The sequence below is a fragment of the Enterococcus sp. AZ088 genome (genome assembly GCF_051714845.1).
GTDB lineage: Bacteria > Bacillota > Bacilli > Lactobacillales > Enterococcaceae > Enterococcus > Enterococcus faecalis.
Genome location: NZ_JBIOSQ010000001.1, coordinates 356,602 through 370,240 on the forward strand (window position 1 = coordinate 356,602; position 13,639 = coordinate 370,240).

The 13,639-nt window shown below is 37.0% G+C and carries 11 protein-coding genes, 1 tRNA gene and 1 other annotated feature; of the genes, 9 read left to right on the plus strand and 3 right to left on the minus strand.

The features are described from left to right. Positions 1–49 precede the first annotated feature (49 nt). The 3 genes from nrdE to IGL17_RS01810 are packed head-to-tail and all read right to left on the minus strand — an operon-like array spanning position 50 to position 2,793. A complete protein-coding gene (nrdE, locus tag IGL17_RS01800; protein WP_010775548.1) occupies positions 50–2,209 on the minus strand; it encodes a class 1b ribonucleoside-diphosphate reductase subunit alpha in 2,160 nt (719 codons plus the stop codon). Next, positions 2,190–2,567, minus strand: a complete 378-nt coding sequence (gene nrdI, locus IGL17_RS01805; RefSeq protein ID WP_002355359.1) for a class Ib ribonucleoside-diphosphate reductase assembly flavoprotein NrdI — start codon at positions 2,565–2,567, stop codon at positions 2,190–2,192. The genes nrdE and nrdI overlap by 20 nt, the downstream gene beginning before the upstream one ends. Before the next feature lies 1 nt (position 2,568). After that, on the minus strand, positions 2,569–2,793 hold the full coding sequence (locus tag IGL17_RS01810; RefSeq protein ID WP_002355360.1) for a redoxin NrdH: 225 nt from the start codon (positions 2,791–2,793) through the stop codon (positions 2,569–2,571). 513 nt (positions 2,794–3,306) lie between these two features. Here IGL17_RS01810 and IGL17_RS01815 point away from each other — a divergent pair. The 9 genes from IGL17_RS01815 to tdc all read left to right on the plus strand — a co-directional run bounded on the left by IGL17_RS01815 (position 3,307) and on the right by tdc (position 13,611). Then, complete coding sequence (locus tag IGL17_RS01815; RefSeq protein WP_002355361.1) at positions 3,307–3,780, plus strand: ferrous iron transport protein A; 474 nt, start codon at positions 3,307–3,309, stop codon at positions 3,778–3,780. After that, positions 3,777–5,927, plus strand: coding sequence for a ferrous iron transport protein B (gene feoB, locus IGL17_RS01820; protein WP_016618135.1), 2,151 nt, complete (start codon positions 3,777–3,779; stop codon positions 5,925–5,927). Before IGL17_RS01815 ends, feoB begins: the two co-directional genes overlap by 4 nt. 6 nt (positions 5,928–5,933) lie before the next feature. After that, on the plus strand, positions 5,934–6,071 hold the full coding sequence (locus IGL17_RS01825; RefSeq protein ID WP_002355364.1) for a hypothetical protein: 138 nt from the start codon (positions 5,934–5,936) through the stop codon (positions 6,069–6,071). An 81-nt stretch (positions 6,072–6,152) separates the two neighbouring features. Further along, a tRNA-Lys gene (locus IGL17_RS01830) sits at positions 6,153–6,226 on the plus strand. A 278-nt stretch (positions 6,227–6,504) separates the two neighbouring features. After that, positions 6,505–7,380: an aldo/keto reductase gene (locus IGL17_RS01835; RefSeq protein WP_002384874.1), complete on the plus strand. Its 876-nt coding sequence runs from the start codon at positions 6,505–6,507 to the stop codon at positions 7,378–7,380. 22 nt (positions 7,381–7,402) lie between these two features. After that, on the plus strand, positions 7,403–7,885 hold the full coding sequence (locus IGL17_RS01840; RefSeq protein WP_002355441.1) for a VOC family protein: 483 nt from the start codon (positions 7,403–7,405) through the stop codon (positions 7,883–7,885). A 165-nt stretch (positions 7,886–8,050) separates the two neighbouring features. Next, complete coding sequence (gene cls / locus IGL17_RS01845) at positions 8,051–9,496, plus strand: cardiolipin synthase (protein WP_002361214.1); 1,446 nt, start codon at positions 8,051–8,053, stop codon at positions 9,494–9,496. A 291-nt stretch (positions 9,497–9,787) separates the two neighbouring features. After that, positions 9,788–10,002 (plus strand) — a binding site (T-box leader). Between the two features lie 191 nt (positions 10,003–10,193). Beyond that, a complete protein-coding gene (tyrS, locus tag IGL17_RS01850; RefSeq protein WP_002355444.1) occupies positions 10,194–11,450 on the plus strand; it encodes a tyrosine--tRNA ligase in 1,257 nt (418 codons plus the stop codon). Positions 11,451–11,748: 298 nt separating this feature from the next. Next, the gene (gene tdc, locus IGL17_RS01855; RefSeq protein ID WP_002355450.1) at positions 11,749–13,611 is read left to right on the plus strand and encodes a tyrosine decarboxylase; all 1,863 of its coding nucleotides are present in this window, start codon (positions 11,749–11,751) and stop codon (positions 13,609–13,611) included. The last annotated feature ends 28 nt before the right edge of the window (positions 13,612–13,639 follow it).

Below are 13,639 nucleotides of genomic sequence, written 5' to 3' on the forward strand. Positions count from 1 at the left end.
CCTAAAAAATAAGACGCTCAAGCAGAACGCCTTATTTAAGTGCTTTTCATTAAATCACGCAAGACTCACATTGATTGCTGCCAATTTCTTCAGCATCATCTGTAAATGTACGAATATAGTAAATTGATTTAATCCCTTTGTTGAACGCATAATGACGTAAAATGTTCAAGTCACGGGTTGTTTGTTTTGGTGTTTCTTTCCATTCATACAAGCCTTCAGGGATTTCTGAACGCATAAACAAGGTTAAACTCATTCCCTGATCAACGTGTTGTTGCGCTGTTGCGTAGACATCAATCACTTTGCGCATATCCATGTCGTAAGCAGAAGTATAGTAAGGGATTGTATCATTAGCTAAATAAGGCGCTGGATAGTAAATCTTACCAATTTTCTTCTCTTGACGTTCTTCAATCATGCGAGTAATTGGATGAATGCTGGCACTAGTATCATTAATATATGAAATTGAACCATTTGGCGCTACGGCTAAACGATTTTGATGATAAAGACCATCTTTTTTCACAGCATCGCGTAACGCAGCCCAATCTTCAGCCGTTGGAATCTGAATGTCTTTAAAAATTTCTTTCACTTTATCAAATTTTGGTGTAAAGTTGCCTTCAATATATTTATCGAAGTAAGCACCAGAAGCATAATCTGATTTTTCAAAATTGTGGAAGACTTGGTTACGTTCTCTCGCAATTTGGTTACTTTCCATTAAAGTCCAGTAATTTAATAACATGAAATAAATGTCTGTAAAGTCTAATGATTCTTCAGAGCCGTATTCCATATGATTTTTAGCGAAGAAGGTGTGTAAGCCCATTGCGCCTAGCCCGATTGTATGGCTTAAACGATTTCCATTTTGGATAGTTGGTACGACATCAATTTCAGAAGCATCTGTTACAAAAGTTAACGCACGCGTCATAGCGCGGACAGATTTTCCAAAGTCAGGACTTTCCATTAAATTAACAATGTTAGTTGAACCTAAGTTACAACTAATATCTGTTCCTAAAACTTCATATTCTTGTTTCCCATTAATAACAGAAGGCGTTTGAACTTGAAGAATTTCAGAACATAAGTTACTCATGATAATCTTGCCATCAATCGGATTGTTTTTGTTAGCTGTATCAATATTGATGATATAAGGATAGCCAGATTCTTGTTGTAATTTAGAAATTTCATTTTCTAAGTCACGGGCTTTAATTTTACGTTTACGTATGTTTGGATTGGCCACTAGGTTATCATATTCTTTGGTGATATCTACATAGGAATAAGGCACACCATATTCGCGTTCCACACTATAAGGACTAAATAAATACATATCTTCGTTGTTACGTGTTAATTCGTAAAATTTATCAGGAACAATAACACCCAGAGACAACGTTTTTACACGGATTTTTTCATCAGCGTTTTCTTTTTTAGCAGATAGGAACATTTCAATATCTGGATGGAAGACATTTAGATAGACCACACCAGCACCTTGACGTTGACCTAGTTGGTTAGAGTAGCTAAAGCTATCTTCAAATAATTTCATAACAGGGACAACACCACTTGCTGCGCCATCGTAACCTTTGATTGGTGCGCCCGCTTCACGTAAGTTGGAAAGAGTAATCCCTACGCCACCGCCGATTCGTGATAATTGAAGGGCAGAATTAATTGAACGCCCAATGCTGTTCATATCATCTGTTACTTGAACTAAGAAACAAGAAACCAATTCACCTCGACGTTTACGCCCAGCGTTTAAGAAAGAAGGTGTGGCTGGTTGATACCGTTGATGGATCATTTCATCCGCCAATGTTAAAGCCAACTCTTCATCGCCATCCGCAAAATACAAGGCATTAAAGGCAACCCGATCTTCATATGTTTCTAAATACTCTGTTCCGGCGTTGTTCTTTAAAGCGTATTGAGAATAAAATTTATAAGCCGCCATGAAAGACTTGAATTGGAAATGTTGTTCATCTAAGAAAGCATATAATTTTTCAATAAAGTCCATTGAATATTTTTCGATGAATTCAGTTTCAATAAAATCTTCTTTCATTAAAAAGTTGATTTTTTCTTCAGCAGAGCTGAATTTACGTGTATTCGGTTCTACATTTTCTTTAAAGAAGGCTGCGAGTGCTTCTTTATCTTTATTTAAAGGGATTTGACCATCAACAGGACGGTTAATCTCGTTATTCAGTTTGAAATAGCTGACATCTTTAATTTCTTTTAGACTCAATTTCTTCCACTACTTTCTTAAAGGTCTCCACGTCTTCGTCTGTTCCGCTAAACTCAAAGGAGTATAGAAGCGGAACGTGGTAATCGCGGGCAATATCTTTGGCGGTATAGACAAATAATTCAGCAAAATTACGGTTGCCCCCACCAGCTACACCAACTAACAGTTCTTGATTACTTTTATAATCAAGAAAGTCATTCACTACCTCTGTAATTTCTGCATCATAGGTAGGAATGACAAGAATAAAAGGCTCATTTATTTCAAAAAAAGGATTCGCTGGCTCAAGTTCATAAGCAGGCAAATCCAATTTTTTAATAAAGCGCCTTGTTTGACCGGTGACTGAAAAATAAACAAGTTTCATCTTAGCTAGCCAATTGTTTTAATTGGTCTGGACGGAAGCCAACAACGGTTGTTGCTTCAGATGTGATTACCGGTACGCTTTGGAACCCTTGTTCTTTTAACCAGTCGATAGCATCTGGTTGTGCGTCGATATTGATTTCTTCAAAAGCGATGTTATTTTCACTTAGGAAACGTTTCGCCATTTTACATTGGATACAGTTATTTTTTGAAAAGATTTTTACGTTCATTGAAAGTTCCTCCTCTTTTTTTCTACATAGACTAGTATAAATCTATGTAGAAAAAAGTCAACACTTTAACACTATATATTGTGGTGCGTTTTTCTCATAATACTAGTTTTTGTGTTTTTGAAAGAAAAATGAAAACACGTGAATCCTCGTTTTTGGGAGAAAAAACACATTGGTCAGTGTTTGACAAACAAAAAAATTAAAATTTTGAAAGAGAACATTTAGTGAAAAAACACTAAATATTGTGTTGACATTTGAGTTAGGCACAAGAAGAAAAAATAAGCGGATTTGTTATTGAATGAGTGGAACTTTATAGTAGCTAGTAACATAAAAAACAAGAGCTGACTTTTTTTCAAAAATGGTAACCTGAAAAAAGTGTCTCTATATAGAAGGAAAATAGAAGAAAACAGGAGATACATCCAGAAATTCATTGACTTTCCGTGTAAGCAAGCGTATTCTTTTAATTGAGAACGATTCTCATTTTCGTTTGAAACTTTTTCACATGGAGGAAAGTAAATGATTACGTTAGCGCAGGCAGAAGTTGGGAAAGTCTATACAGTCGAAAGCGTCCAAGCAGATGTTCAGACAAAGAAACATCTGAACAATTTAGGTGTCGTTGCAGGCCAAGCAGTTGTCCTTGTCAATTATCAGAATCAAAATGGTATTGTTTTATTACATAATAGTCGAATTGCGCTGACAGATACGATTTTACAAGCGATTCATGTGGAGGAGCGCTCGGCGAATGAGAAAGTTTGGGTCTCCTTAGATACCTTGAAAGTTGGAGAACGCGCTACAATAGTAGGGATCCACGGACAAGGAGCGGTGAAACGTCGGTTGATGGACATGGGCTTAACAAAAGGAACAGTAATTTTTATTCGCAAAGTAGCTCCTTTAGCTGATCCAATTGAAATCAATGTACGTGGTTACGAACTAACGTTACGAAAAAGTGAAGCGGAACTAATCTTGGTTGAAAAGGAGGAAAGCGAATGACTCAGCAAATTGCACTAGCCGGCAACCCTAATAGCGGTAAAACGACAACGTTCAATATGTTAACAGGAGCCAACCAATATGTTGGAAACTGGCCAGGGGTGACTGTGGAACGCAAAGAGGGGGTGGCAAAGAAAGATAAGACACTCATTATTCAAGATTTGCCAGGGATTTACTCTCTTTCTCCTTATACGCCTGAAGAAATTGTGGCACGAGATTATCTTTTGGAGGACCAACCTTCAGTGATTTTGAATATTCTCGATGTGACCAATTTGGAACGGAATCTTTATTTAACAACACAATTAATTGAAACCGGATTACCGGTTGTTTGTGCGTTAAACATGATGGATTTGTTGGAAAAAAACGGCCAAACATTGAATAGTGAAAAGTTAAGTTATGGCTTAGGCGTGCCTGTCGTTGAGATTAGTGCTTTGAAGAATCGTGGGTTGGATCATGCTTTAAAACAAAGTAAGCAGCGAGCGAATGCCATAGGGACAGAGGTTATTTATCCTTCTTATGATAATCGCTTAGAAGCAGCACTTGCTGAAATTGTTGATATTTTAGGGAATACTGTTCCTGAAACGCAACAGCGTTGGTATAGTTTAAAACTTTTTGAACGAGATGTTCGAACCAAAGAGCAATTATTATTGAGTTCTTTTCAAGAAAAAGAAATTGAAGAAGTCATTCAAATTACTGAAAAAATCTTTCAAGATGAAAGTGAAGCGATTATCATCAATGAACGCTATGCCTTTATTGCTCGATTAATTGCTTTGTGTGCGACGAAAAAAACAGAAATGACATTTACTCACAGTGATAAGATTGACCGAGTGGTAACCAATCGGTGGTTGGCGTTGCCAATCTTTGCGTTTGTGATGTGGTTGGTCTATTACTTGTCTATTCAAACGGTTGGTACAATGGGGACAGACTGGTTAAATGATGTCTTTTTTGGGGAATGGGTTCCTCAATTTGTAGGAAATTGGTTGGCGCAATGGCAAGTAGCGCCATGGATGCAAAGTTTAATTTTAGATGGGATCATTGCAGGTGTTGGGGCTGTGTTAGGCTTTTTACCACAACTGGCCGTCCTGTTTTTATGTTTAGGTTTTTTAGAAGATTGTGGCTATATGGCACGGATTGCCTTTGTCATGGATCGCTTGTTTCGGAAATTCGGCCTATCTGGTAAGTCGTTTATTCCAATGTTAATTGCGACAGGTTGTGGGGTCCCAGGCGTGATGGCTAGTCGAACGATTGAAAATGAACGTGATCGGCGAATGACTATTATGGTCACGACTTTTATGCCGTGTTCGGCGAAGTTGCCAATTATCGCTCTGATTGCAGGTGCATTTTTTCCTAACCAAAGTTGGGTCTCGCCCTCTGCTTATTTCTTAGGGGTTGCTTCCATTGTGTTATCAGGGATTGCTTTAAAAAAGACCAAGCATTTTTCGGGAGATCCAGCACCATTTATTATGGAACTTCCCGCCTATCATTTGCCACAGCTTAGAAGTGTGGTTCGACATGCCTATGAACGATGTCGCTCATTTGTAAAAAAAGCAGGAACGATTATTTTTGTTTCCAGTATTCTCATTTGGTTCATGTCCCATTATTCTGTGACGTTTCAACCCGTTCCAGAAAGTCAAAGTATTCTAGCATTTCTAGGTAAAGGATTGGCGGTGCTATTTATCCCATTAGGCTGGGGTAATTGGCAAGGGGCAGTTGCCACAATTACAGGATTGATAGCGAAAGAAAATATTATTGGTACCTTAGGCATTTTATTTGGCAATGTGAAAGATGTTTCTGAAAACGGGGTAGAAGTCTGGGGCGCACTGCAACACACCTTTACGCCAGTCGCGGCCTATTCGTTCTTAACTTTTAACTTATTATGTGCACCTTGTTTTGCTGCAATTGGCGCAATTCGTCGTGAAATGGGAGACCTCAAATGGACATTAGGAGCCATTGGTTATCAATGCGGTTTGGCTTATATGGTTAGTTTTGTGATTTATCAATTGGGCCATGTGTTAGTCGAAAAAGGCACACTAACTCTGGGGACTTTTTTAGCGATGGGTGTTGTTTTAGCTGGATTTTATTTCCTTATAAGAAAACCAAAGCCAGGCAAAGAAAGTGTCCAAGCAATCACTTCTTTAGAAAGAGGGTAATAACGGATGGCAACAATTATTTTATCCATTTTAATTTTTGGAACAGCAGGAATCATCACCTATCGACGAATCAAAAAAGGGGAAAGTTGTGAAGATTGTCAAACAGCTTGTCCTGTAAAAAAAGAACAATCTTCACAAGAATAACAACTGAAAAAAATTCCCTCTTGTATAAATAATAGCGGAGTGCTACAATATTGAGGTAGCTGAAAAGCCATTTTATACAACGGGGGCATAGCTCAGTTGGTTAGAGCATCTGACTCTTAATCAGAGGGTCTAGGGTTCGAATCCCTATGCCCCCATTGGGTGCCAAACCCACGAGAACGGTATTCTGTCGGCGTCTTAGGACGTTTCGAAGACGGAGTACGCGTTCTCTTTTTTTACATAAAATGTCGTGTGTCGTGAGAGATACACTAGTTAAATCGGTTAAAGAATGCTACGCTTAGAAGAGAGAAAAAGTATGTTATATAAAAAAAGTTAAAAATTTTTCAGGCTAAAAAAGCGAATTTACCAAAAAGCGCACTTTTTGGTTCCTATGAAACGAAAAAGTACGTACTATACAGCATGTACGGCACGGTATATGATGATATCAGAAAACGTTAAAGGAGCGAATCAAATGATTACATCACTAGCAGATACAGTAACATTGAACAACGGCACTAAAATTCCAGGAATGGGTCTCGGGGTATTCCAAATACCAGATGAAGAGACAGCAAAAGTGGTCGAAGAAGGGATTATCAATGGTTATCGTTTAATCGATACAGCGCAAATCTATGGCAATGAATCTGGCACAGGAGCGGGAATTAAAGCAGGCTTAGCGGCAACTGGTTTGAACCGTGAGGACTTATTTGTTACCTCGAAAGTTTGGAACGCGCATATTTCCTATGATGAAACAATTCAAGCTTTCAATGATAGTTTGGAACGTTTAGGTTTAGATTATTTAGATTTGTATTTAATTCATTGGCCAGGAAATAATTCTTACAAAGAATCATGGCAAGCTTTAGAAACTTTATACGCCGAAGGAAAAGTGAAAGCAATTGGTGTCAGCAACTTCCAAGTTCATCATTTAGAAGATTTACTTTCTTATGCAAAAGTTGTTCCGGTAATTAACCAAGTGGAACTACATCCAAAATTGGATCAAAAAGAAGTGCGTGATTTCTGTGAAAAACATGATATCAAAGTCCAAGCTTGGTCACCATTGATGCAAGGCCAATTATTATCGAATGAAACCATTTTGGCGATTGCTGAGAACCATAATAAATCAGCAGCGCAAGTGATTTTACGTTGGGATATTCAACAAGATATCTTATTAGCCGTGAAATCTGTCCACAAAGAACGGATGATTAGCAATGCAGCGGTCTTTGATTTTGAACTAAGTGCAGAAGAAATGGCACAAATTAACCAATTGAATGAATCGTTACGTGTGGGACCAGATCCAGACACGTTTGATTTCTAAAAATTAACTAGGAGGAGATACAATGAGTGAAGCAGTTAAAGGTTTTTCAGTAGTCAACCACGTGGGGATTACAGTCAGTAATTTGGATGAATCAGTGAAGTTTTATGAAGCATTAACAGGAACAAAAATCGCAAATCGTGATGAAATTGGTGGAAAACGGATGGCCCAAACACAAGGGTTAGATGATACATTAATCAAGTATGCCAATGTGCATCTAGAAAACATCAATATTGATTTATTAGAATATGTTAAACCAAAATCAGAAAAAGCTTCTTATTCCAACGAACAAATTAGTGCAATGCATATGTGTTTCGAAGTGGAAGATATTGATGCAGCTGTTGCACGTTTAAGAGCGATTGGCGTAGAACCTGATGGAGAGCCGATTACATTCCAAGAAGAAGATGGCTTGAAGAGCGGTTTTGGTACAGGGGTTGCTTACTTTACCGATCCAGATGGTACAAATTTAGAATTGATTGCTCCTAAAGGTCCATTTACACGAAATTAAGTTAAAGGACTTTCAAACAAACATCAAAAAGAACCCCTCATTCTAGTATCACTAACTAGGATGGGGGTTCTTTTTATTTTTTGAGACAGAAGCAGCTAAAGAAAAGATATTCCAAATCCGTAATTGATGGTATACTAAAACGTAACAAATAAAGGAGGAAGACAATTGATTCTTAGCGTCTTAACAGTTATTTATTTTATTAATGCAATTATTGCGGGAATTACCATTTTGTTAAAACCTCGAGATGTAGCAGCAATTTGGGCATGGCTACTCGTACTGATTGCTCTACCCGTTTTTGGTTTTTTCTTATATTTATTCTTTGGGCGCGGTTTAACCGACAAAAAGAAATTTTATTTGCAACAAAGTGATTTACGGGAATTAGAGAATTTCCAGAATTTCCAAGAAGAAAGTTTTGAACTTTATAGTCAAAAGATGCCGACGGAGGAGCAACAACAGTTTACAGACTTTTTTTCCTCGTTAAATAGGATGCCTCTGACTAAGAAAAATGATGTTGAAATTTTTACGGATGGTACGGAAAAATTCAATGCGTTGATGGCGGATATAAAAAAAGCTCAGCACTCTATTCATATTGAATATTATGCCTTTGTAACGGATCATATCGGTACCAAAATTTTGAACTTATTAGAAGAAAAGGCGGCTGAAGGGGTTGAAGTGCGGTTGCTTTACGATGCCTTTGGCTCAAAGGGCACCAAGGTTCATCATTTGAATGAATTGAAAAAAAACGGTGGTTTTGTCCAAACGTTTATTACTTCTCAAAAAGCACTTTTGAAGTTTCGTTTGAATTATCATGATCACCGGAAAATTGTTGTTATTGACGGAAAAGTAGGCTACATTGGCGGCTTTAATGTTGCCGATCAATATGCCGGAACGACTAAAAAGTTTGGCTATTGGCGGGATACACATTTACGGATTCAAGGGCCAGCAGCCTCATTACTGCAAATGCGTTTTTTAATGGATTGGAACGTCTCTTCCCCCGAGAAAAATCGTGTGGCGTATCAATTGGATTATTTCTTTAAACTTGAAGCGTTGGTGCCAGAGGCAAATACATCCATTCAGATGATTGCCAGTGGTCCTAATAGTGACCGTGAACAAATTAAATTGGCCTTTATTAAATTGATTACTTCTGCCAAGAAAAGAGTCTGGATTCAAACGCCGTATTTAGTTCCTGATGATAGTGTCTTGGCGGCTTTAAAGGTTGCTGCGGCTTCAGGAGTAGATGTTAAAATTATGATTCCAGATAAGCCCGACCATCCGTTTATTTATCGAGCAACACAGTATTACGGCCGCTTATTGATGAAAGAAAATATTGAAATTTTAATTTATAACGGTGGTTTCTTACATGCGAAAACAATGATTATGGATGATGAAGTCTGCACAGTTGGTTCAGCCAATCAAGATATCCGAAGTTACAAATTAAACTTTGAAGCAAATGCTGTGTTATATGATAAAAAAATCATTGATCAATTAGAAGCAATTTTCTTAGAAGATCGAAAAAAATGTACAACAATGACTCCAGAAGTTGTTCGCGACATGTCAAAATGGTTGATTTTTAAACAACAAATTTCACGATTATTTTCACCAATTCTTTAAAACTGTTTTTCACAAAATGACGAACTTCTGATCCGAAGTTCGTCATTTTTCTTCGGGAATTTTATAAAAGTATAGAAAATCACAAAAAAAGTCAAAAAAATTTTAAAGAATATTTTTTGATTTTATTCGTTATTTTTTTATCTGTATTTGCTGTTAAAACGAATAAATCTTATTGTTAATTTGTTATTTTATTTTTGTGAAAAAGGGACATCTTTTGTAAAAGTAAAAAAAATTAAGCAAAGAGTGTTGACAAAAAAAACGAAAAGGAATATGCTACATGTACAAGTTAAATACAAAGCAATGACAGAAAAGCAGTAGAGAAATAACCACTGTTACAGAAAGCTAGTGGCGCTGGAAACTAGTACACGTTATTTATCGAATTACATTCTTGAGCTTCTGCCTACAGGGCACGGGTAACAGCGTTATTTGTTAAGAGGTATATAGTATTTTAAATAAATTAAACTATGTATAAATTTGGGTGGTACCACGAGAAATTCGTCCCTAAGTCGTTTTGACGGCTTAGGGATTTTTTGTATTCTTTTTTTGAATACGTGGCAGACCAAAGAAAATTTCGTGAACCCGTGTATACATAGAAATAAACACGGGATATCGTGTAAAAACAAGTGTGTTAATCGTTTATTTCGTTAAATGAACGATTTCCTATAAAGAGATAATTATAAATATGGAGGGTGATAACATGAATATCATTGACGAGCTAGCATGGCGTGATGCAATCAATCAACAAACAAACGAAGAAGGACTAAGAGAACTTACAGAAAATACGAGCATTTCGCTATATTGCGGTGTCGATCCAACTGGAGATAGCATGCATATTGGACATTTAATTCCTTTTATGATGATGAAACGATTCCAATTAGCAGGTCATCACCCATACATTTTAATTGGTGGCGGAACTGGAACAATTGGTGACCCAAGTGGACGAACAACCGAACGTGTCTTACAAACGATGGAAGCTGTGCAACATAATGTGGACAGTCTTTCAAACCAAATGAAAAAATTATTTGGTAAAGATGCTGAGGTAACAATGGTGAACAACTACGATTGGTTATCAGAACTATCTTTATTAGATTTTTTAAGAGATTACGGGAAAAACTTTAATGTCAACACGATGTTGGCAAAAGACATTGTCGCTAGTCGTTTAGAAAGTGGCATTTCCTTTACAGAATTCACATACCAAATTCTTCAATCAATTGACTTTTACACATTGCATAAAAAACATAATATTCAATTGCAAATTGGTGGTGCTGATCAATGGGGCAATATCACTGCAGGATTAGATTTGATTCGTAAAAAAGAAGGACCAGAAGCCAAAGTATTCGGGTTAACTATTCCTTTAATGCTAAAAGCAGATGGTACAAAATTTGGGAAAACAGCGGGTGGCGCTATCTGGTTAGATCCTAAGAAAACCTCACCATTTGAATTCTACCAATTCTGGTTAAACCAAGATGATCGTGATGTCATCAAATACTTGAAATTCTTTACTTTCTTAGATAAAGAAGAAATCGATGCGTTAGCTGAAAAAGTTGAAAAAGAACCAGGTAAACGTGAAGCACAAAGACGCTTAGCTGAAGAAGTGACACGATTTGTTCACGATGATGCAGCATTAGAAGAAGCGCAAAAAATTTCAGAAGCTCTTTTCTCAGGCAATATTAAAGACTTAACGATTGAGGAAATCGAGCAAGGGTTAGAACATGTGCCAACTGTTGAAATTACCAAAGATGCTAAAAACATCGTAGATTGGTTAGTTGACACAGAAATCGAACCATCAAAACGTCAAGCTCGCGAAGATGTGAGCGGAGGAGCTATAAGTATTAACGGTGACCGAGTTACCGATTTAGATTTTGCAGTCGATCCAACACAACATTTCGATGGAAAATTCGTTGTTGTACGGAAAGGGAAGAAAAATTACTTTTTAGCAAAAGTAATGGATTAGAAATTGATAATAATTTCACGAAGAGAAGACGTGTGATTATTTGATCAAAGTTAAAATTCTATTTCTCCTTACAGGTAGTGGTGAAACCGTTAATACACCTAATAAGAGTGGGATTGTACACACAATCCCACTCTTATTTTTTTATATAATGGTTCTGACAAGACACCTTGTGAAAAAATTATAAAATTAAAGAGCTATGATAACCATTGTTATTTTTCTTCTTTACACTTTAGCCGTTTGGGTGTAAGTTGTGAATGCAAAATCTAATTCATTAAAATTTGTAAGGAGGAATTTTCGTATGAAAAACGAAAAATTAGCAAAAGGCGAAATGAACCTTAATGCACTATTCATTGGGGACAAAGCCGAAAACGGACAATTATATAAAGACTTGTTGATCGACTTAGTAGATGAACATTTAGGATGGCGTCAAAACTACATGCCACAAGACATGCCAGTTATCTCTTCTCAAGAACGCACATCTGAAAGCTACGAAAAAACTGTCAACCATATGAAAGATGTATTGAATGAAATTTCTTCTCGCATGCGTACACATTCAGTTCCATGGCATACAGCAGGTAGATATTGGGGACATATGAACTCAGAAACATTAATGCCTTCTCTATTAGCTTACAACTTTGCAATGCTATGGAACGGGAACAACGTTGCCTATGAATCTTCTCCAGCAACTTCTCAAATGGAAGAAGAAGTAGGACATGAATTTGCTCACTTAATGAGCTACAAAAATGGTTGGGGACACATCGTTGCTGATGGTTCTTTAGCTAACTTAGAAGGCTTATGGTATGCCCGTAACATTAAATCATTACCATTTGCTATGAAAGAAGTAAAACCAGAATTAGTTGCTGGTAAATCAGATTGGGAACTATTGAACATGCCAACAAAAGAAATTATGGACTTATTAGAATCAGCTGAAGATGAAATTGATGAAATCAAAGCTCATTCAGCTCGTTCAGGTAAACATTTACAAGCAATCGGTAAATGGTTAGTCCCACAAACTAAACACTATTCTTGGTTAAAAGCTGCTGATATTATCGGTATCGGTTTAGATCAAGTTATCCCAGTACCAGTTGACCATAACTACCGTATGGATATCAACGAATTAGAAAAAATCGTTCGTGGCTTAGCAGAAGAACAAATTCCAGTGCTAGGTGTTGTCGGTGTAGTTGGTTCTACTGAAGAAGGTGCCGTTGACTCAATCGATAAAATTATTGCTTTACGCGATGAATTAATGAAAGACGGTATTTACTATTATGTACACGTTGATGCTGCTTATGGTGGTTATGGACGTGCCATCTTCTTAGACGAAGACAACAACTTCATCCCTTACGAAGATTTACAAGATGTTCACGAAGAATACGGTGTCTTCAAAGAGAAAAAAGAACACATTTCAAGAGAAGTGTATGATGCATATAAAGCAATCGAATTAGCAGAATCAGTAACAATTGACCCTCATAAAATGGGTTATATCCCTTATTCAGCTGGTGGTATCGTTATCCAAGATATCCGTATGCGCGACGTTATTTCTTACTTCGCAACTTACGTATTTGAAAAAGGTGCCGATATTCCTGCGTTACTAGGTGCTTATATCCTTGAAGGTTCAAAAGCTGGTGCAACAGCTGCTTCTGTATGGGCTGCACATCACGTTTTACCTTTAAACGTTGCAGGTTATGGTAAATTAATTGGTGCTTCAATTGAAGGCTCACATCATTTCTATAACTTCTTGAATGATTTAACATTCAAAGTTGGCGACAAAGAAATCGAAGTCCACACATTAACTCATCCAGACTTCAACATGGTTGACTATGTGTTTAAAGAAAAAGGCAACGATGATTTAGTAGCAATGAACAAATTAAACCATGATGTGTATGACTATGCATCATACGTTAAAGGAAATATTTACAACAACGAATTCATTACTTCACATACTGACTTTGCTATTCCAGATTATGGCAACAGCCCATTAAAATTTGTAAACAGCTTAGGATTTAGTGACGAAGAATGGAACCGTGCAGGTAAAGTAACTGTGTTACGTGCTGCTGTAATGACTCCATACATGAACGATAAAGAAGAATTTGATGTTTACGCTCCTAAGATTCAAGCTGCTTTACAAGAAAAATTAGAACAAATTTACGACGTAAAATAATTGAATCTTAAACGGAAAAAAGAAATGG